The sequence below is a fragment of the Paenibacillus cineris genome (genome assembly GCF_018333335.1).
GTDB classification, from domain to species: Bacteria; Bacillota; Bacilli; order Paenibacillales; family Paenibacillaceae; genus Paenibacillus_AQ; species Paenibacillus_AQ favisporus.
On record NZ_BORU01000007.1, the window covers coordinates 1 to 19231 of the forward strand.

General features: G+C 51.0%; 22 protein-coding genes, 1 rRNA gene and 1 riboswitch. Of the genes, 21 read left to right on the plus strand and 2 right to left on the minus strand.

The window, feature by feature from the left end; all coding sequences use genetic code 11:
* Together rrf and KI379_RS32600 are read left to right on the plus strand one after the other, a co-directional pair.
* A 5S ribosomal RNA gene (gene rrf / locus KI379_RS32595) occupies positions 1-110 on the plus strand; the annotation flags it as partial.
* Positions 111-530: 420 nt separating this feature from the next.
* Complete coding sequence (locus KI379_RS32600; protein WP_076176639.1) at positions 531-947, plus strand: hypothetical protein; 417 nt, start codon at positions 531-533, stop codon at positions 945-947.
* A 101-nt stretch (positions 948-1048) separates the two neighbouring features.
* On the opposite strand, the gene KI379_RS32605 is transcribed toward KI379_RS32600, so the two are convergent.
* Positions 1049-1573 (minus strand): hypothetical protein, encoded by a 525-nt coding sequence (locus tag KI379_RS32605; RefSeq protein ID WP_089549473.1) that lies wholly within the window; start codon positions 1571-1573, stop codon positions 1049-1051.
* A gap of 210 nt (positions 1574-1783) precedes the next feature.
* On the opposite strand from KI379_RS32605, the gene KI379_RS32610 reads away from it, so the two are divergent.
* From KI379_RS32610 to rsmI, 10 genes are all read left to right on the plus strand, one after another.
* Positions 1784-1969 (plus strand): sigma factor G inhibitor Gin, encoded by a 186-nt coding sequence (locus tag KI379_RS32610; RefSeq protein WP_076176641.1) that lies wholly within the window; start codon positions 1784-1786, stop codon positions 1967-1969.
* Between the two features lie 308 nt (positions 1970-2277).
* Entirely contained in the window at positions 2278-3957 is a 1680-nt protein-coding gene (locus KI379_RS32615) for an aminotransferase class I/II-fold pyridoxal phosphate-dependent enzyme (RefSeq protein WP_212986129.1), read from the plus strand.
* On the plus strand, positions 3954-4583 hold the full coding sequence (gene tmk, locus KI379_RS32620) for a dTMP kinase (protein WP_076176643.1): 630 nt from the start codon (positions 3954-3956) through the stop codon (positions 4581-4583). Before KI379_RS32615 ends, tmk begins: the two co-directional genes overlap by 4 nt.
* A 175-nt stretch (positions 4584-4758) precedes the next feature.
* Positions 4759-5088, plus strand: coding sequence for a cyclic-di-AMP receptor (locus KI379_RS32625; protein ID WP_036712689.1), 330 nt, complete (start codon positions 4759-4761; stop codon positions 5086-5088).
* A 15-nt stretch (positions 5089-5103) separates the two neighbouring features.
* Positions 5104-5547, plus strand: coding sequence for a YaaR family protein (locus KI379_RS32630; protein WP_076176644.1), 444 nt, complete (start codon positions 5104-5106; stop codon positions 5545-5547).
* A gap of 139 nt (positions 5548-5686) precedes the next feature.
* Positions 5687-6661: a DNA polymerase III subunit delta' gene (holB, locus tag KI379_RS32635; protein ID WP_212986130.1), complete on the plus strand. Its 975-nt coding sequence runs from the start codon at positions 5687-5689 to the stop codon at positions 6659-6661.
* 45 nt (positions 6662-6706) lie between these two features.
* Positions 6707-7507, plus strand: coding sequence for a PSP1 domain-containing protein (locus tag KI379_RS32640; protein WP_076176646.1), 801 nt, complete (start codon positions 6707-6709; stop codon positions 7505-7507).
* Between the two features lie 29 nt (positions 7508-7536).
* The gene (gene yabA / locus KI379_RS32645; protein ID WP_076176647.1) at positions 7537-7902 is read left to right on the plus strand and encodes a DNA replication initiation control protein YabA; all 366 of its coding nucleotides are present in this window, start codon (positions 7537-7539) and stop codon (positions 7900-7902) included.
* A 111-nt stretch (positions 7903-8013) separates the two neighbouring features.
* Positions 8014-8781 carry a tRNA1(Val) (adenine(37)-N6)-methyltransferase gene (locus tag KI379_RS32650; RefSeq protein WP_089549470.1) on the plus strand — a complete coding sequence of 256 codons (768 nt, stop codon included), beginning with the start codon at positions 8014-8016 and terminating at the stop codon, positions 8779-8781.
* Positions 8778-9662 (plus strand): 16S rRNA (cytidine(1402)-2'-O)-methyltransferase, encoded by an 885-nt coding sequence (gene rsmI / locus KI379_RS32655; protein ID WP_089549469.1) that lies wholly within the window; start codon positions 8778-8780, stop codon positions 9660-9662. The genes KI379_RS32650 and rsmI overlap by 4 nt, the downstream gene beginning before the upstream one ends.
* A gap of 307 nt (positions 9663-9969) precedes the next feature.
* Here the strand turns inward: rsmI and KI379_RS32660 are convergent, their stop codons facing one another.
* Complete coding sequence (locus tag KI379_RS32660; RefSeq protein WP_036712714.1) at positions 9970-10224, minus strand: AbrB/MazE/SpoVT family DNA-binding domain-containing protein; 255 nt, start codon at positions 10222-10224, stop codon at positions 9970-9972.
* Positions 10225-10547: 323 nt separating this feature from the next.
* Here KI379_RS32660 and KI379_RS32665 point away from each other — a divergent pair, with 323 nt between their 5' ends.
* The 9 genes from KI379_RS32665 (at position 10548) to ispE (ending at position 19159) form a co-directional block, all read left to right on the plus strand.
* Positions 10548-11828: an HD domain-containing protein gene (locus KI379_RS32665; protein ID WP_089549468.1), complete on the plus strand. Its 1281-nt coding sequence runs from the start codon at positions 10548-10550 to the stop codon at positions 11826-11828.
* 58 nt (positions 11829-11886) lie between these two features.
* Complete coding sequence (locus tag KI379_RS32670) at positions 11887-12657, plus strand: TatD family hydrolase (RefSeq protein WP_212986131.1); 771 nt, start codon at positions 11887-11889, stop codon at positions 12655-12657.
* A gap of 204 nt (positions 12658-12861) precedes the next feature.
* A riboswitch (cyclic di-AMP (ydaO/yuaA leader) is annotated at positions 12862-13088 on the plus strand.
* A gap of 270 nt (positions 13089-13358) precedes the next feature.
* The gene (locus tag KI379_RS32675) at positions 13359-14537 is read left to right on the plus strand and encodes a 3D domain-containing protein (protein WP_212986132.1); all 1179 of its coding nucleotides are present in this window, start codon (positions 13359-13361) and stop codon (positions 14535-14537) included.
* Between the two features lie 227 nt (positions 14538-14764).
* Positions 14765-15319: a ribonuclease M5 gene (gene rnmV / locus KI379_RS32680; protein ID WP_076176653.1), complete on the plus strand. Its 555-nt coding sequence runs from the start codon at positions 14765-14767 to the stop codon at positions 15317-15319.
* Positions 15316-16206 carry a 16S rRNA (adenine(1518)-N(6)/adenine(1519)-N(6))-dimethyltransferase RsmA gene (gene rsmA / locus KI379_RS32685; RefSeq protein ID WP_076176654.1) on the plus strand — a complete coding sequence of 297 codons (891 nt, stop codon included), beginning with the start codon at positions 15316-15318 and terminating at the stop codon, positions 16204-16206. The genes rnmV and rsmA overlap by 4 nt, the downstream gene beginning before the upstream one ends.
* A 56-nt stretch (positions 16207-16262) precedes the next feature.
* Complete coding sequence (yabG, locus tag KI379_RS32690; protein ID WP_076176699.1) at positions 16263-17162, plus strand: sporulation peptidase YabG; 900 nt, start codon at positions 16263-16265, stop codon at positions 17160-17162.
* A 237-nt stretch (positions 17163-17399) separates the two neighbouring features.
* Positions 17400-17675, plus strand: coding sequence for a biofilm formation stimulator Veg (veg, locus tag KI379_RS32695; protein ID WP_076176655.1), 276 nt, complete (start codon positions 17400-17402; stop codon positions 17673-17675).
* A 134-nt stretch (positions 17676-17809) separates the two neighbouring features.
* Positions 17810-17989, plus strand: coding sequence for a small, acid-soluble spore protein, alpha/beta type (locus KI379_RS32700; RefSeq protein WP_076176656.1), 180 nt, complete (start codon positions 17810-17812; stop codon positions 17987-17989).
* A gap of 315 nt (positions 17990-18304) precedes the next feature.
* Entirely contained in the window at positions 18305-19159 is an 855-nt protein-coding gene (gene ispE, locus KI379_RS32705) for a 4-(cytidine 5'-diphospho)-2-C-methyl-D-erythritol kinase (protein WP_212986133.1), read from the plus strand.
* Positions 19160-19231: the final 72 nt, after the last annotated feature.

Genomic DNA, 19231 nt, shown 5'->3' on the forward strand with positions numbered 1-19231 from the left:
GCGATAGCGGAGGGGTTCCACGCGTACCCATCCCGAACACGACCGTTAAGCCCTCCAGCGCCGATGGTACTTGGACCGAAGGGTCCTGGGAGAGTAGGACGTTGCCAAGCGAAGGACCACTGTTGATGAATATCAACGGTGGTTTTTTTGTTTTTAATTGTGTGTATGAGAGAAAATGGGTTATGAAATACAGATCCTATCGTATTCATTAACAAGAAGGATTGAATTTTTTATTCATGGAATACATCCTGTAGACTAGACAGCATGATAAAATTGGCCGTTAGGGAAGTCTTGAGAACATAGGATCGGGATGGACATGATATGGGTTTATGAATCTTTTGTCATTAAAAAAGATCGAGACACCGCAGCTGCCTATTCGCTATCATGCATAAGGTTTGTATACTCTCCAAACGAAGTAACATTTTTGTTACCGACAGGGCAGAAGTAGTCAGTATAATATGTATGTACATGTTTGGGGGTGCCTAAGAAAACTGAATAATTATTACTTTTGCGATATAAGGAGGACATACATGCTCAATAGACCGTGGCTGCATGCTCTTCTTGTGTTTGGAGTCGTCTGTTTGCTGCTTACCGGCTGCATGAAAAGTGAGCCCTCGTGGACATCCTTTGAAGGAGCTGCGAACGATAAAACCTTTCCGGTGCCGAAGGAAGCGAACCGTACTGATCGGACATCCGGTAATTCTAAATTAGACTATGTACGCTACTCGATGAAAGGCCTCAAAGAAGATGAACAGATTCCGGAAGCTTACTTGAATAAGATTAAAGAGTGGGGCTGGAAGGAAAAAACGGAGGAGGCCGAAGGGAACTCGCACGTTTTTGAGAAGCAGAGCCGGGTAATTAACTTAACCATTCATAAAGATTATTTTACGGTGACCGTTTTAACTAAGGGTAAGGCGACAGTTGAAAGTGTGGATACCGATTTATAGTGACCTGCATCCAAGGATGCGGGTTTTTTAATTATGCATGCAAGCCAAAGGCCCCTCTTACACAGAGGGGCCTTCAAGTTCATCATAATGATGACGAGTGGCTACTGCTGATAATAGGAGATGTCCTGTGCGTTCAGTTTAATCATACCGTCTTTACGCTGCTTCAATAAACGAAGAAAAGCATAATATTGCGGAAGCAGGAACCAGAGATGCCAGAACAGCAAGGACAGTGTGAAGGGAACCGGTGACCAAAACAAGATCACAGCCAGCAGGAGCAGGCCAAATCCAGTGATATAGATATAGACTCTCCGGAACAGACGGTAGCTGATATGTTGATCGGTGATATACCCGAGCCATGGCAGCCGCAGCGAAAATTTCCATCGTTTTCGAAACGGTGTTCCTGATAACAGCAGAACCGATCGGGAGATAACATAATGAATCCACAGCATAACCGGTGCGGCGAGAACAAAATAGAAGCAGCTGGTCCAGGAAATGAGGATCATGAATGAAATCACAGCTATGTAGGGAAGAAGCAGATATAGGCGCACGAGCAGCCGGGAAACCGGTATTTTTTTGATTAATTTATAGTGGTAAAAGGTTGCATTAACGTGATTCTCATCCGGCATGGAGAACGCTCCACCTCCTAGAGGTCTTTAATTCATATATCGGCTGATTGAAAGACTTTTTTTAAAATTCCTGTACAGACACTCGCGGGGATTGCGGGGAATATGTATGTAAGGAATCAAAGGGGGATATGAAACCGCTATGAAAAGGTTTAAAATAATAGAAAATGAGTCATACTTGATAGTAATTAATGAAATAAGGTGGGATGGTTGATGGAAAATCAAACCGAACACGTCTGTATTATTTGCGGGCAAGTCAAAGAAGAAGGAATCACCATTATATCACAATTTATTTGCGAAGAGTGCGAATGTGAAATGGTGCATACAAATGCCGAAGACGCCAAATACCATTATTTTATCCATCAGATGAGACAAATCAATTTACAGACCAACGCGTAAGCAGGTATTTTGTACAGGGGGACAGCGGGAAGCTGTCCCTTTTTTGCATAGAAAAAGGTTATAAGCACGTAAAAGCCGCGGTGACTCAGCCGCCCCTGGTTCGCAATAGAAACTGCTGATACATCTGGTCTGGCTACCACGAATGTACGTTGGTAGACGTTTCTTTTCAAGCGGTTGCGTAAATTGTGCATTTATCTAAGTAAATGACCCACTATTTCTAGTGACATTATACGGTGACCGTTAGCCGGATGATTCAATATGCGATAAAATAGGGTAGAGATTGAAACCGGAAGGGATTATGGCTGGGGATGAAAAAGCAACATGTGAACAAGGAACGTGCACCTGTATACGAGATGATGCAGGAGATGAAAGATAAAGCCTATTCTTCATTTCATGTACCCGGACATAAAAAAGGACAGGCCTATACCGAATCCGGGGGAGCCGGTTTTCTGCAGGATGTGCTGCAGGCGGATTTGACTGAAATCACAGGGACAGACGATCTGCATCACCCGGAGGGCGTGATCCGGGAGGCGCAAGCGCTGGCGGCGGATTGTTTTGGAGCCGAGGAGAGCTTCTTCCTGGTCGGCGGGAGCACATCCGGAAATATAGCGCTGATTCTGACGGTCTGCAGCAAGCCGGGCGATCTGCTGATCGTCCAGCGGAATGTCCATAAATCGGTGATCCATGGACTGATGCTGGCGGGGGCGAAGGCGGTCTTTATCCAGCCGGAGCCCGATCCGGTCAGCGGACTGGCAGTAGCCCCGTCCGCAGCGACCGTCACCGCCGCCCTGGCCGCCTATCCGCAGGCCAATGGCGTGCTGGTCACCATGCCGAACTATTACGGCATGGGCAGCGACTTGGCGCCGCTTGCGAAGGCGTGCCACCAGCACGGGGTACCGCTGCTGGTGGACGAGGCGCACGGCGCCCATTACGGGCAGCATCCGCGGCTGCCCGGAAGTGCCTTGGCCAGCGGAGCAGACGGCGTCGTACAGTCGACGCACAAAATGCTGGCCGCGCTCACCATGGGAGCCATGCTGCACGTCCAAGGGCCGCGGATCGACCGCGGCCTGCTCCGCCAGCGGCTCGCCATGGTGCAGAGCTCGAGCCCATCGTACCCGATTATGGGCTCGCTGGACCTGGCCCGGCGCCTGCTGCATGTGCAGGGCGCCAGCGCCTTCACGGCGGGGCTCGCCGCCGTGGACGCTCTGGTGCGCGGCCTGGCGGAGCTGCCGCGCTTCAAGCTGCTGCGCCCGCAGGGGCAGCAGCCCCAAGACGCCGCCGGCGCAGCATCGGTGGGCAGCACAGCGCAGGCGGCCATCCGCCCTCGGGCAGCCGCATACACCACGCAGGACCCCTTCAAGGTCGTCATGTATGACGACACCGGCGTCCTGAGCGGATATGAGCTGCAGGAGCGGCTTGAGGCGTATGGCTGCGTACCGGAGATGAGCGATGACCGATACGTGGTCTTGGTATATAGCTTGGGGTCCACCGAGGAAGACACCCGTCACCTTCTGGATGCCCTCCGGCATATAACTGTAGAGAAGGCGGACGCCCAGAACTCAGCAGATGCCTCACCGGCAGCTGAAAGCCGCCATTCCGTTCAGACGGAGGCGGAAAAAGATTCAAGTCTAACGGGAGCGTCCAGCCTGCCCAAGACGCAAGGCAGCCCTGCCGAATTTTCCACGTGGAACATTTTAGCCCAGGCCACCGTCTCAGAGCCTATTCCATTCGGCCTGCAGCCCATACCTGCTGAAGATACCGAAACGGTCTCTCTTCGGGAGTGCGCGGACAGAACCGCCGCAGAAATGATTATTCCGTATCCTCCGGGAATCCCGTTACTGTATCCGGGAGAGCGGATCACCGAGGATACGGCAGCAAGGCTTCGCGTCCTGTCCAATGCGGGAGCGAAGTGCCAGGGGGCGGCAGATCCGAATCTACGAACGATTATTGTATATAAGAAAAACAGAAAGCAGGGAAGCCATTTATGACTGGTCCAGGAGCATTTATTACGCTGGAAGGAGGCGAAGGGTCCGGGAAGACAACCGTGATCGGAAAAATTGGTGAATATTTTAACCGGCTCGCCATCCCCTATATGATGACCCGAGAGCCGGGAGGTATTGAAATTGCCGAGAAGATTCGGGAAATTATATTGAATCCGTCCCATACGGCCATGGATGCCCGAACCGAAGCGCTTCTGTATGCTGCTTCAAGAAGACAGCACCTTGCTGAAAAGGTGGAGCCTGCCCTGGAGAAAGGCCTCACGGTGATCTGCGACCGATTCGTCGACAGCAGCCTGGTTTATCAAGGATATGCCCGCGGACTTGGCATGGATGAAGTGTGGGCCATTAATCAATTCGCCATTCATGACCGGATGCCGGATCTCACCTTTTATTTGGATATCGAGCCGGAAACCGGACTGCAGCGGATTGCGGCAAATCAGGGACGCGAGGTCAACCGCCTGGATCTTGAAGGTTTATCTTTTCATCAGAAGGTACGGGAAGGTTATCATATCATCGCATCCCGTTATCCGGAGCGCATCGTCGTCATTGATGCTTCCAAAGAGCAGTCTGCCGTGGAACAGGATATCATCCGTGTGCTTCAGGAGCGATTTTAAAGGATTTTTGAGGATCTTTGTCAAATAAGTACAGTAGCAGCCTGCAGCTATATAGAATGAACTAAATTAATGATGCAAATGTGGACATCAATGTTAGTTTATTAGATTATTACATCTTACTTTGGTTCAATCTATATGGATGGGCAGGTCTAAATAAGCGAGGAGGGAATGCAAGATGAAACTGATCGTTGCGATTGTACAGGATAAGGACAGCAACCGTTTGTCGGCAGGTCTGGTCAAGGCGAACTTCCGGGCGACGAAACTGGCGAGTACCGGCGGGTTCTTGCGGGCAGGTAACACCACATTTATGATCGGGGTGGATGACAGCCAGGTTGAAGCCGTGATGAACGTCATCCGCAGCAGCTGTAAGGTTCGGGAACAGCTCGTCACTCCCGTAACCCCGATGAGCGGTACGACCGATTCATATTTGCCGCTCCCCGTAGAGGTTCAAGTCGGCGGTGCTACCGTGTTCGTTCTGCCGGTTGACCGTTTCGAACATTTTTAAGGCAGGAGATATCCATTGAAGATTAATCCGGGGTTCAGACCCCTAAAGAGCGATTTGCAGATTAACGAGGGCAATGCGAAGCAGATTCAGCCCAAATCGTTTTCCGATATCATGCAGCAGCACGGCGAGAAGGTATCGCAGGAGGAGCTTGACCGCCGGTTTAAAGAGATTCAGATGCAGGGAGACCGCCTTGCTAGATCGATGACGATCCGCGAGTTGAAGGCCTACCGTATGCTGGTCAAACGGTTTCTGGAGGATACGGTCCGCCGTGGAGTCCGGATGAAGGAAGCTCGTGGCTGGGACCGCAGAGGCCGGGGCAAGCGCTACAATCTGATTGATGAAATCGACTCGGCCCTTTTGGGACTGGCCGATGATATGCTGGAGAGCGAACAGGGGAAAATCGAGCTGCTGCAGCGGATTGGGGAAATCCGCGGTATGCTGATCAATTTGATGTTCTGACAGATTAGAAGAAATAGGAATAGGTAAAGCCCATCGTACATGATAAACTATAGGTATAGATAGAATGCCGTATTGTAACATCGATGCGCCGGCCAGGCGATCCGTCTTCCGGTCCATCGATATTGGGAAGAGAGGAAATATGTCTTTTGCAGATATTGCGGGTCAGGATGCGGCAAAGCAAATGCTGCAAAACGCCCTTCGCCGAAACGCCGTCAGCCATGCTTATATATTCAGCGGTCCAGCGGGGAGCGGGCAGATGAAGACGGCCCGGACGTTTGCCCAAGCACTCTTCTGTACTACGCTTGAGGACGACGCCTGCGGACAATGCCTCGAATGCCGCAAAGTGGAACACGGCAATCACCCCGATCTTCATCTCCTTGCTCCGGATGGATCGTCTATCAAAATCGACCAGATCCGCGACTTACAGCGGGTCTTTTCCTATCGCTCGGAATCAAAGAATCCGAAGGTATATATTATCGACCAGGCTGATACGATGACCGTGCAGGCGGCCAACAGCCTGCTGAAGTTTCTGGAGGAGCCGCCCATTCCGGCCGTGGCGATTTTGATTACGGAGAATGGACAGGCTCTGCTCCCAACGATTCAGTCGCGCGCGCAGCTGGTGCCTTTTACCCCGCTCAGCCCCGGGTTGATGCTGCAAACGCTGGTGGATGAAGGATACCCTTCACCGCTTGCCAGATGCGCCGTTCACCTATCGTCGGGACTGGACGGATGCCGCGAGCTGATGGAGCAGAATTGGTTTGCAGAAATTAGAAACGTAGTGTTACAATTAGGGAAGGAAGCTCTAGGCCGCGGCAGCTCCGCTCTGGTGACCGCAGGGCAGAAGGTGTTCAAAGCCGGGTTATCCGATCACTTGGATACACTGCTTAATTTGTTTCATTTGTGGTTCAAAGATATGCTTCACGTCCAGTACGGTAAGCACGAAAGTATCGTTTTCATAGATCAGTTGGACTTTTTGTCTACACATGCTTTAACCCGCAGCACGGCACAATGGGTCTCCTATATGGATTTAGCCGCAGAATGCAGGAAAAAATTGCGCTACAATGTGAATAGCCAACTCTGTCTTGAACAGTTTTTAATCGGTTTGGAAGGATAGCTTCAAGGCTAGCCAATGGTCTCTGGCATATAAGGGGGTTAGTTTTTGTACAGTGTAGTGGGTGTCCGTTTTAAAAAGGCGGGCAAAATTTATTATTTCGATCCGCTCGATTTCCCGATTGAGAAGGATAACAGCGTTATCGTCGAAACGGCGCGCGGTATCGAATACGGCAAGGTTGTCGTTGGAAAAAAAGAGGTGCAGGAATCCGATGTGGTCCTCCCGCTGAAGAAGGTCATCCGGATCGCCGGTGATTCTGACGCACGGGTTGTGGAAGAGAACAAGCAGGCCGCCAAGGATGCTTTTGCCACCTGTTTAAATAAAATCCGCGATCACGGCCTCAAGATGAAGCTGGTGGATGTGGAATTTACGTTTGACCGAAATAAAATAATATTTTATTTTACGGCTGAGGGAAGAGTGGATTTTCGCGAGCTCGTCAAGGATCTGGCCGGTATTTTCCGGACTCGGATCGAGCTTAGACAAATTGGTGTACGTGACGAAGCCAAGATGCTGGGCGGTATCGGCCCATGCGGTCGCATCCTTTGCTGTTCGTCCTGGCTCGGCGATTTCGAGCCTGTATCCATCAAGATGGCTAAAGACCAGAGCTTGTCGCTGAATCCGACCAAAATTTCCGGCTTGTGCGGAAGACTCATGTGCTGTCTGAAATATGAGCATGATAATTATGAAAGTGTGAAGGAAGAGCTGCCATCAGTAGGCAAAATCGTCATCACATCGTTGGGAGAAGGCAAAGTGGTCGGTATCAATGCCGGCAGCCGAAGCGTCCATGTCCAGCTGTTTGAAATCAGCAAGGTCAAGGAACTGCCATTGGATGATGTTGTCATCAAGTAAACCGTAGAGGTTACTTTCGGGGTGGAAACTTGGAAAAGAAAAATATTTTTGCACACATTCAAGAGATGGAAACACAAATGGAGCAGGTTCACAGTGATCTGGGTGAAATGAAGCTTCTCATCAAAGAGCTGCTGGAGGAAAACAACCGCCTGAGCCTGGAGAATGAGCAGCTGCGCAAAATATTAAAAGGAGCCATACCGGAGGAAGGATCCCCGCTGCCACAACCGGCCCATGCCACAGCAGAGCAGGAGCATGAGATCGAGGACGTGGTGGGGGAAGGATACGACAACCTCGCGAGGCTGTATCACGAAGGTTTCCATATATGCAACGTCTATTATGGACATTTGCGCACAGAAGGCGATTGCCTTTTCTGCCTGTCTTTTCTGAATAAATGAAGCCGTAGGATAACTCCCTACGGTTTTTTTTCAATGTTTTTATGGTTTACAATGGTTTTATGTAAAGTACCAAGGAAGGTTACCCTATGCTGCAGAGAAGGAAAATGAAGAATGAAAATTGATAAATCACAGGTAAGCCTGCGGCCGACGGAACGTCTCGACGATCTGCTGACGCATGATTTGCATATTATCCAAAGCGACGAAGTGTTCAGCTTTTCCATGGATGCGGTACTTCTGGCACGCTTCGCGGGAATTCCGGCCAAGGGGAGAGTGCTCGACCTGTGTACGGGCAACGGTGTCATTCCGATGCTGCTCACCACCCGTACTGCGGCGGCCATCGAAGGTATTGAAATTCAGCCCCGTCTGGCGGACATGGCCCGGCGGAGCGTGGAGCTGAACGGCTTGAATGACCGGGTTCTCATCCGCGAAGGCGATTTGCGGGAGCTGCACAAGGAGACCGGTCACGGCGTATATGACGCCATTACAGTCAATCCGCCCTATATGGCGCTGAACGGCAGCGATATCAAGCTGAATCCTCACCAGGCGATCGCCCGCCATGAAATCAGCTGCACCCTGGAAGAGGTTATTCAGACCTGCTTCAGATTGGTCAAGCCCGGAGGGAAAGTCAGCATGGTTCATAAGCCGCAGCGGCTTGCAGACATTATATCACTGATGCGGCAGCATCGGCTGGAGCCGAAACGGATTCGCTTTGTTCATCCGAGGGCCCACTTGGAGGCGAATATGGTGCTGGTCGAGGCAATGAGGGAAGGCAAGCCGGAGGTGCGGTTGCTGCCGCCACTCATTGTATATAATGAGAATAACAGCTACTGCCCCGAAATTCTGGATATTTATTATGGAGCTAAAGAGGGAAAAGAATGAGTCTGAGCATACAAAGCAGTTTTCAGGAAAAAGAAGAGGGCGCGCCGGGTTCGTTATACCTGGTGGCCACGCCCATCGGCAATTTGGAGGACATGACGTTTCGGGCGGTAAACACGCTAAAGGCCTGTGACATCATCGCCGCAGAGGATACAAGGCAGACGCGCAAGCTGCTCACCCATTTCGACATTTCCCCGTCTATGTTGTTCAGCTATCATGAGCATAATAAGGCGGCAAGCGGACCCGAATTAATACGCTATATAATAGAAGGAAAAAATTTGGCTCTTGTCAGCGATGCCGGTCTGCCGGCGATTTCCGACCCCGGGGCCGACCTCGTCCAGCTGGCGTTGGAACAAGGAATTCCCGTTATTCCGGTCCCGGGTGCCAATGCTGCGTTATCCTCCCTGATCGTGTCGGGACTTCCGACCGAGCGCTTTACGTTTATCGGTTTTCTTCCCCGGGAACGCAAAGAGATTCAAGCGGTGCTGGAGCCGCTGCAGGCGGCATCCGGAACGCTGCTGTTTTACGAATCGCCTCATCGGGTAATGAAGACACTCAAGGCCATCCTTGAAATTCTCGGCAATCGGAGAATTGTGCTCGCCCGTGAACTGACCAAGCGATATGAGGAGTTTGTCAGGGGAACCATTGAAGAATGCCTCGAGTATCTGGAGGAGCATGCTCCGCTTGGCGAATACTGCCTCGTACTGGAAGGCGCGGATCCGAAGGAGGAGCAGAAGCAGCGGAATGCTTGGTGGCAGGAGCTGACGGTGGAAGAGCATGTGGAGCATTACGAAGGGGAAGGGTTGCCAAGGAAAGACGCCATGAAGAAGGCGGCCGCCGACCGTGGTGTTTCCAAAAGAGATGTGTATAACGCGCTATTGTAATAAATGCAGTGGTGAAGGAGCAATAGGTAGAAGAGAGTAATTTGGTGGGTAAACCACATTTTTGAAAAGACAGTCGCCTTTTATAGGGATGAAAGTTTTTCCGAGGTTAGGGAATTTGTGGCAAAATGGAAGCAGCCGGAGTTAGGATGCATCGTGCGGCTGCTTCTCTTCTCCTTGTAGCGGTCATCCCGCCGACAATCAAAAAAAATGCCTCCCACGGCCGGGTTCTAAGCCGAGGAGACACCAAGGAGATATGAAAAAGGTTAGAATTAACAATTTGAATTACTCTTATTATATACTAAAAATCTTAATTTGTCACAGGTGTTGGGATTTCTGATATGCAATCGTGACAAACAATTTTTCCTTTGAAGTAAGTAACATTCTCAGCATTGCCGCAGAAGATGCAGGCCGGTTCGTATTTCTTGAGCATAATACGTTCTCCGTCCACGTAAATCTCAAGTGCGTCTTTCTCTCCAATGCCCAAGGTACGGCGCAGTTCAATGGGGATAACTACCCGACCCAGTTCGTCTACCTTTCTTACAATACCAGTTGATTTCATCATAACTGATCATTGCTCCTCTCGCCATAGTTTTAAAATGTCATAATTCGACAACGTTCTCTCTTTAATGATATCAATAATACCAACGATTCCCAAAACAGTCAACCAGTAAATTTGGTTCAATAACCTTACAAATAGCATAACAGCTAGGAAATCACTCATATCAGGATTCTTTTCCAATTATATCGCCTTGGTAGTATAATGTCGATTTGGAAAACCTTAATTCTGCTTATTTCGACATGTATCGACATCAATTGTCAAAAATATTTCAAAATTAAAACACTTAACAACCCGAATTTCACAAAATGAATGGAGTTGACCTGAACATGAACCCACTAAGTGAGGAAAAAGTCTTTAAAGATCCGGTTCACAATTATATTCACGTCCAGGACTCCACGATTTGGAGGCTTATTAATACGACCGAATTTCAGCGCTTGCGGCGGATCCGGCAGCTTGGAACCTCGTATTTGACGTTTCATGGAGCGGAGCACAGCCGTTTCTCCCATTCTTTAGGGGTATATGAGATTACACGGCGGATTATTTCGCAATTTGAGCGCAGTGGATATCCGGATTGGCCAAAAGAAGAGAGGCTGCTGACGCTGTGTGCGGCGCTGCTGCACGACCTGGGACACGGCCCCTTTTCCCATTCGATTGAAGAAGCCTTTCATATGAATCATGAAGACTGGACTCGCCGGATTGTCACCGGAGATACGGAAGTGAATGATATTCTGAGCGAGATTGCCCCGGACTTCCCGGACAAGGTATCCGCCGTCATCGCGAAGACCTATGATAAACCGATTGTAGTGAACCTCGTTTCGAGCCCCTTGGATGCCGACCGGATGGATTACCTGCTTCGGGATGCTTATTACACCGGGGTGAACTACGGCACGATTGATATTGACCGTATTTTACGGATGCTCCGTCCTTACCAGGGCAGAGTGGTGGTCAAAGAGTCCGGGATGCATGCCGTGGAGGATTATTTAATGTCCAGGTACCAGATGTACTGGCAGGTCTACTTCCATCCGGTAACCCGCAGTTCAGAAATTATTTTGCGCCAAATTTTCCGGCGGGCCAAGGAGCTGTACCAGGATGGTTATCCTTTTGGCTTTATGGTCGAGCCGCTGCCGCAGCTCTTTGAAGACAAACTGGACGTGCAAGCTTATCTGAAGCTGGACGAGGCGCTGATTCAAACGGCCTTCCTCCAGTGGTCCTATGAGGACGACCGCATACTCAGCGAGCTGTGCACCCGATTTATGCACCGCAAACTGTATAAATATGTAGAAATGGACTCCGTCGATTTGGAAATGATCGATGAAATCCGCCGGGAGTTTGGACAAGCCGGAATGAACCCGGAATATGATCTGGAGATTGATTTTCCGACCGATCTTCCTTACGATGTATTTCGTCCGGGTGACGAGTCGAGCCAGAAACAGATCCTGCTGCTCGACCGCCAGGAGCAGCTGCGGGAAATATCCGAGGTGTCGGATATTGTCCGGTCCATCAGCGGCATTCACCGCGGGAAATATCACTTGTATTATCCGGAAGATAAACTGGAAAAGGCGATAACCGATCTTTCTCCTTCGATTTCCCGCATTTTCAAGCTTTAATGACAAAATACATTACGAATAGGAACCTGTGGTACCGACAAGAAAGGAGTTCAAATTCATGGAACTGTTCGACACGCATACCCATCTGGATGCGCAACAATTCGACGAGGACCGGGAGCGGGTCATTGACAATGCCGTACAAGCCGGTGTAACCCGGATGATCAATGTTGGTTTTAACCGGGAGACGATTCCATCGACGATGAAGCTGGTGGAAACGTATGATTTTATATATGCGGCCATAGGCTGGCATCCGCAGGACGCCGTTTTTATGCAGGAAGGCGATCTGGATTGGATTGCATCCTTATGCAGTCACCCCAAGGTGGTGGCCATCGGTGAAATTGGTCTGGATTACTACTGGGACACCTCGCCAAAGGACGTGCAGCACCGGGTCCTCCGCCAGCAAATTGGACTGGCCCGAGAGCTCAACATGCCGATTGTTATACATAACCGGGACGCCCATGAGGATATTGTGAAAATATTACGGGAAGAGAAGGCCGGCGAGGTCGGCGGTGTCATGCATTCGTTCTCGGGGAGCTGGGAAACCGCGAAGCTATGCCTGAATATGGGCTTCCATCTTTCGTTTGGCGGACCTATTACGTTCAAGAATGCCAGAGTCCCCAAAGAGGTTCTGGCTCAGGTTCCGATGGACAGGCTGCTCATCGAAACGGACTCTCCTTATCTCACGCCACACCCTTTCCGAGGGAAGAGAAACGAGTCGGCAAACGTCCGTCTGGTCGCTGAAGCGGCAGCCCAGATTAAGGGGGTTGACCTGGAGGAAATTGCCCAGATTACCACCCAAAATGGGCTGGAACGATTTGGAATTGTATGAAATCGGGAGAAAAACAGCCGAAAAAATGAGCATGAGCGAATGATTAAAGAATTTTAACAAACAAAACGCCGAATATTACATTTTTTTAACCACTTTTTCAAATAAACGTGGTTGATTACCGCTTTACAACATGCATCAAAACAGGATATCATCTTTTCAGTGAATCATTGAGCTGTCGTTAAGGTCTTACCTTCGCAGCTTCATGAACCAGTCTCGCTGAGTCTCCCGCATGGGAGAACGGGGGAACCAATACTGGAGCGGGGCATGACAGACCGGAAGCGGTCCGGTGCTCGCAATCGTATTTGATTTCTTTCTTGGGTCTCTGGGGTGAATTGAACGGCTTTACGCCATGAGCGTAAGGACGCGAATAGGGCGGCTCTCTTTCGCCCGAACCCGACAGCTAACCCCGTAAGCGGATAAAGAGAGGTACCCTCGTGCATGACAATTCCGATATTCAGACATCCGGAAGCCACGAAAGAGTCCTCGTAAGCTCTTTTCTATCGGCTTCTTTTGTTTTGAATAAAGGAGAGGCAGTCATCATACTGTTGTATAACAGGAGGTGACAAATCATGATGGAGAGATTGGTTCATGGTGCAAGAACGCATGCTTTCTGTGGGTTCTTGTAAAAAATTGAGTATAGTCGCGTCAAATACAATCATGCATAACTCTAGACGGCGAGGCTATGAAGGAGGATCGAGAAAGTGGGCGTTTTCCAACCAGAGAAGACCCATGATTCAAAAATCTCCAGCATGTCTTACGCATTGCGATGGAAGCATGAGAATTTGCGCCAGATCTCCACTGCAGCTATCGTTTCAATCGCGGTTACCCTGATGATCTTGCTGCTCGTGTACAGTCAATCGCGAAAACAAGTTTATTTGGTAGTAGACGGTCAAATGAAATCTGTACAGACCAATACATCTTTACTTCAAGAAATGCTGGATGAGCAGGAAATCAGTCTGAAACCCGAGGACCAAATATCGATGCCGCTGAGCGGGGCTATATCCGACGGCGACAAGGTCGTGATCGACCGCGCGAGTCCTGTGAAGGTGACGGCTGATGGTGCAACGAAGCATTTGTATACAACGGCCAAAACGGTCGGCGACGTGCTGAAAGAAACCGGCGTCAAAGTCAAGGAAACAGACATTGTCACTCCGGCTGTCGAAACGGCGGTCTCCACCAACACGGACATCCGGATCGTCCGGATGAACAAACAAGTGATACAGCGTCATGAATCCCTCCCCTTCCGGGTGGTCAAAACCTCCGACCCCAGCATTTACAAAGGCGAGTCGCGGGTGATTCAGCAGGGATCTCCTGGCGTCATGGTGCAGTACATCGAAAAGAAGTACAAAGACGGCAAGCTGGTGTCCATGAAAATGGTGGGCAAAAAAGTGCAGACGGTGACCAAGGATAAGGTCATTGCCGTCGGCACGAAGAAAAAGCCTGTTCCCGTAGTGACCGAAGTCAAAACAGCCGTTGCCAAAGCTTCTTCTACCCCTGCCAAGGTGAAGAAGGTCAGCAGCAGCAGCAGCAGCAGTAACAACCGGGTCAGCAAGGCCGGCGTTGACTTTTCCTACAAGAAGCTGATCAAAGTCTCCATGACCGCTTATTCGTCTGGCGAGTCCGGAGTCGGCACACGCACCGCCACAGGAACACGCGTCACGGAAGGCCGCACGATTGCGGTTGATCCAAGCGTCATTCCTTTGGGATGGTGGGTTTACATTGAAGGCGTTGGCTTCCGTCGTGCGGAAGACACAGGCGGAGCCATTAAAGGAAATAAAATCGATATATACTACGATTCCGTCCAGCAGGCACGCAACTTTGGCCGTAAATCCGGCCTTAAGGTATACGTGATCGGTCCGGTCAAACCGGAGCTGAACTAATTTCGTTTTACTTTGCCATTCTAATGTTATAGTATTATGATCATGAAAATGTCATGCTAAAGAAGAGGAGCTTTCCTCTTCTTTTTGTTGTTAATTTACAGCAGTTTGTCTATACCGGGACCACGCAAAGTACCTGAACAGGCATCACGGTTTATGCCCACTTGCAGGGACTTGGCTGTCCGGCGGCATTGACGGGTATAATGTACTCGAAAGGAAGACAGGAAATCATGATTAAAGAAGTCATTGTGGTGGAAGGCCGGGATGATACCGTGGCCGTAAAGCGGGCGGTGGATGCCGATACGATCGAGACGGGCGGCTCCGCCATCAATGCGCGTATACTCCAGCGGATCGCGCTGGCTCAGGAGCGGCGGGGGGTCATTGTGCTGACGGACCCGGATCACGCCGGCGAAAGAATCCGCAAAATCATTTCGGCCAAGGTGCCTGGCTGCAAGCATGCGTTTATCCCGGAGGCCGATGCAACCCGCAAGGGGGATATCGGTGTGGAGAACGCCTCGCCTGCGGCGATCCGCAGAGCCTTGGAGCGGGTTCACACCTCTTATGAGGGGGCGGAAAGCCAAATCGACATGGAGGACCTGATGGAGGCGGGGCTGCTGGTGCATCCGGATGCCGCCGCCCGGCGGATGGCGATGGGCAACCTCCTCGGTATCGGCTACTGCAACGGCAAGCAATTTTATAAGCGACTCGCCATATTTCAAATATCCCGCGAAGAATTTGCGGATGCGCTTGCCCGTATCGAAGATGAAGGAGGCCGGACAACGTGAACGGCATGGACGACATCGCCACACCAAGGCGAACCAAAGAAATCATCCAGCGCCACGGCTTTTCATTCAAGAAGAGCCTGGGGCAAAATTTTTTGATCGACCAAAATATTTTAAATAAAATCGTGGACGCGGCCGGACTTGATTCCACCAAGGGTGCCCTGGAGATCGGTCCTGGTATCGGCGCCCTGACCGAAAAGCTGGCCCAGCAGGCAGGGGCCGTCACGGCGGTTGAGATCGACCAGAGGCTGATTCCGATCCTCGAGGAGGTTCTCGCCCCATACCCCGGCGTAAAGGTACATCATGGGGATGTACTGAAGACGGACCTCGCTGCGTTGTTTAAGAGCAATTTTGCCGGCGTATCCAAAGTCAGCGTCGTGGCCAACCTTCCGTACTATGTGACGACGCCGATCTTGATGAAGCTGCTGGAGGAGCGGCTCCCGCTGGAGAACATCGTCGTGATGATCCAGAAGGAGGTGGCAGACCGGATGGCCGCCCGGCCGGGCACGAAGGATTACGGCAGCCTGAGCATTGCCGTGCAGTATTACAGCGTGCCGGAGCTGGTGTGTATCGTGCCGAAGACGGTATTCATTCCACAGCCGAACGTTGAATCGGCCGTGATCCGTCTGGCAGTGCGGGAACAGCCGCCGGTTGTGGTTGACGATGAGCGGCATTTCTTCGAGGTGGTACAAGCATCGTTCGCTCAGCGGCGGAAGACGATATCAAACAATCTGAAGAGCCGCTTCTTCCCCAATGAGGGACGGGAGCGTCTGGATCAGCTGCTGCAGGCAGCTGGAATCGACCCGTCCCGCCGCGGCGAGACGCTCAGCATTGAGGAATATGCCGTGCTAAGCAACCTGCTGCGGAAGGAAGGCATCGGCTTAAATTAAACAAAAGATGAACCAATAGGGGGATTCGCCCATACCATGGGGTAGGGGTGATGTTCATGAATATTGGAGACCTGGTCGTGCGCAGATCCTACGGCGGCGATATCGCGTTCCGCGTCGAGGATTTGCGCAGGGACGAAGCGGTGATTAAGGGAACGGAGTTCAGACTTCTGGCGGATTCTCCGCTCGATGATCTGGTAAGGGTTCCTTATGCGCCGGTAAGCGAAAAAACCGAGAAAGCAAATATTAGAGCAAACGAGTCGCTCAGTTTACTGAAACGTCACCGTCAGGAGCAGACCCAGCGGAATCAGGCCACCTTGAGCGGAAGCGGGGAATGGGGAACAGCTGAGCCGGCTTATTTCGAAGTCCCCGGGAAGGTGCTTCATCTGGATGGAGATCCGAATTATTTGAAAAAGAGCCTGAGCCTGTATGAGCAGCTCCGGGTTCCGGCCGAGGGCCATTATGTGAATGAGGCCGGGATGGCGGACGCCCTGTACCGGCTGCTGCCTCGGGTCCGGCCGGATATCGTGGTGATCACGGGTCATGACGGCGTACTGAAGCATCGCCAGAATCATGATTTGTACAGCTTGAACAGCTATAAAAACTCGCAAAACTTCGTCAGGGCGATTCAGGTCGCGCGCCAGTTTGAGCGCCATTACGATCAGATGACGATTATCGCCGGCGCATGCCAGTCGCACTTTGAGGCGCTGCTGCAGGCCGGAGCCAACTTTGCCAGCTCCCCGGGGCGCATTTTGATTCATGCCCTGGATCCGGTATATGTTGCCGCCAAGGCGTCGTTTACATCGGTTAGAGATACGATCAATATGACGGATGTGCTTCACAATACGATCAGCGGCACGCAGGGCGTCGGGGGCATTGAAACCCGCGGGAGCTACCGGATCGGCCTGCCCCGGCTGAACGACTTAACCAAGCTTAAAGTGACGCCGTCGGCCATTTAACATGACCGGAAATGCCATGCAAAGCTCTTGACCTGACAGTATAACGAAATGCAGGAACCGTAATCTGCCGGCGGATTGCGGTTTTTTGTTGTTATCCGGGTGTAAGCAGAAATGAGCTGGGGTTCCGCAAAAAAATTCGTTGACAACATAAAATTGATGCTGATATAATTATTGTTTTGATTTGACAAAACTCTCTTTTCGAGTTATAATGGACAAGGAAAGAGGTGGTCGTCGACAATGGCTAAAAATACGCTGTTGGAAATCAAACGCAATCTCGAAGCTCACGTGGGTCAGAAGATTTCGCTTCGGGCTAACGGTGGTCGTCGCAAGACCGTCGAGCGTACTGGTGTTTTGGAAGAAACGTACCCATCTGTTTTTATTGTGAAATTGGATCAAGAGCATCAAACCTTTAAACGTGTTTCATACAGCTATGCCGATATTCTTACGGAATCCGTGGAGGTTATTATTTGCGATGATAATACCGGCACCCGGATCGAGTTGGAGAAAGCGTAACTTTAATGACAAAACAGCCTTCCTGATGGAGGGCTGTTTTTAGTTGGCAGGGGGATATGGAATGAGGAGCGGCCGGGAGCGGGATAATACTTATGGCAGCAGCCTAATTCCGATGGAACCAAAGGAGGATGTTCATGAGCCGCAGACGCCGCAGTGTCATGTCGGATGAGCTGAAGAATGAGTTGGCTAAGGATTTGGGATTTTACGAAACTGTCCAGCAGGAAGGCTGGGGAGGTATTAAGGCCAAGGATGCGGGCAACATGGTAAAAAGAGCGATCCAGCTTGCCGAACAGGCCGCCGCACGTAAATCCTGATTCACACCAGCAATGCCGGCGGAGGCCTCCCAAGCGGGAGGTTCTCCGTTTTTTGAATTAAAGGCTGTGTCCGCTCCGCCCTTTGTCTGTAAACGGAAAATGACTTGACTGGTTCAGTTTGATATAATGATTTGAAGTTGCAGATTTCTGGATTGAACCCAAGAGAAAAAAATGCTTGAGGTTCATTCCAGATGTCTGGATTGAGCCCAAGAGAAAAAATGCTTGAGGTGCAATCCAGGTTTCGGATTGAGCCCAAGGATTCGAAGCGGCTTGTGTCAATCCAGATAGAGGGAATCTTGAGGGTGGGTGAACGCCTTGAAAATTTACGAAAAAGCACCGGCCAAAATCAATTTGATGCTGGATGTATTACATAAACGGCCAGACGGGTACCATGAGGTGGAAATGGTTATGACGATGGTCGACCTGGCGGACCGGCTGGAGATGTCGGCTTTGCCCCGGGATACGATTATTATTTCAAGCCAGGCGGGATACATACCGTTGGATGAGAAGAATTTGGCGTTTCAGGCCGCAAGGCTGATTAAGGACCGGTACGACGTCAAGAGCGGTGTGCATATCCATCTGGATAAGAAGATCCCCGTAGCAGCAGGTCTGGCCGGAGGAAGCAGCGACGCCGCCGCCACTCTGCGTGGTCTGAACCGGCTGTGGGATTTGAACATTCCGGTAGAGGAGCTGCAGAAGCTGGGTGCGGAACTCGGATCGGACGTTCCGTTCTGCGTGACTGGAGGTACCGCACTGGCGACAGGGCGGGGTGAAAAGCTGACGCCTGTGGCGAATCCGCTGCAGTGCTGGGTGATTTTGGCCAAACCGCCGATTAACGTATCGACCGCGGAGGTCTACGGCAAGTTTAGAGCGGCGCAGGTCAAGGAGCATCCATCGGCCCAAGGCATGATCCGTGCGATCGAAGCGGGAGACTTTCATGGCGTATGCAGCCGCTTGGGGAACGTGCTGGAGGATGTGACGCTGAGGCTGCATCCCGAAGTGCAGCAGCTGAAGGAAGGGATGCTGCGTCTTGGCGCAGACGGTGCTTTGATGTCGGGCAGCGGGCCGACCGTATTCGGCCTGGTGTACAAGGAATCGAAGGTGGCACGAATCTATAACGGGCTGCGGGGCTTTTGCAAAGAAGTGTATGCGGTGCGCCTATTGACCTAACTTCGCCAACCATGTTGTACAAATCCGTACAAAAATGATATATTCTTACTATAATATTCGGATTTTCTGGGT

Bases quoted from the DNA above. Each gene is read 5' to 3' on its own strand.
- KI379_RS32600 (WP_076176639.1), top strand. From the start codon at position 531: ATGCTCAATAGACCGTGGCTGCATGCTCTTCTTGTGTTTGGAGTCGTC.
- KI379_RS32605 (WP_089549473.1), bottom strand. From the start codon at position 1,573: ATGCCGGATGAGAATCACGTTAATGCAACCTTTTACCACTATAAATTA.
- KI379_RS32610 (WP_076176641.1), top strand. From the start codon at position 1,784: ATGGAAAATCAAACCGAACACGTCTGTATTATTTGCGGGCAAGTCAAA.
- KI379_RS32615 (WP_212986129.1), top strand. From the start codon at position 2,278: ATGAAAAAGCAACATGTGAACAAGGAACGTGCACCTGTATACGAGATG.
- tmk (WP_076176643.1), top strand. From the start codon at position 3,954: ATGACTGGTCCAGGAGCATTTATTACGCTGGAAGGAGGCGAAGGGTCC.
- KI379_RS32625 (WP_036712689.1), top strand. From the start codon at position 4,759: ATGAAACTGATCGTTGCGATTGTACAGGATAAGGACAGCAACCGTTTG.
- holB (WP_212986130.1), top strand. From the start codon at position 5,687: ATGTCTTTTGCAGATATTGCGGGTCAGGATGCGGCAAAGCAAATGCTG.
- KI379_RS32650 (WP_089549470.1), top strand. From the start codon at position 8,014: ATGAAAATTGATAAATCACAGGTAAGCCTGCGGCCGACGGAACGTCTC.
- rsmI (WP_089549469.1), top strand. From the start codon at position 8,778: ATGAGTCTGAGCATACAAAGCAGTTTTCAGGAAAAAGAAGAGGGCGCG.
- KI379_RS32660 (WP_036712714.1), bottom strand. From the start codon at position 10,224: ATGATGAAATCAACTGGTATTGTAAGAAAGGTAGACGAACTGGGTCGG.
- KI379_RS32665 (WP_089549468.1), top strand. From the start codon at position 10,548: ATGAACCCACTAAGTGAGGAAAAAGTCTTTAAAGATCCGGTTCACAAT.
- KI379_RS32670 (WP_212986131.1), top strand. From the start codon at position 11,887: ATGGAACTGTTCGACACGCATACCCATCTGGATGCGCAACAATTCGAC.
- rnmV (WP_076176653.1), top strand. From the start codon at position 14,765: ATGATTAAAGAAGTCATTGTGGTGGAAGGCCGGGATGATACCGTGGCC.
- yabG (WP_076176699.1), top strand. From the start codon at position 16,263: ATGAATATTGGAGACCTGGTCGTGCGCAGATCCTACGGCGGCGATATC.
- veg (WP_076176655.1), top strand. From the start codon at position 17,400: ATGGCTAAAAATACGCTGTTGGAAATCAAACGCAATCTCGAAGCTCAC.
- KI379_RS32700 (WP_076176656.1), top strand. From the start codon at position 17,810: ATGAGCCGCAGACGCCGCAGTGTCATGTCGGATGAGCTGAAGAATGAG.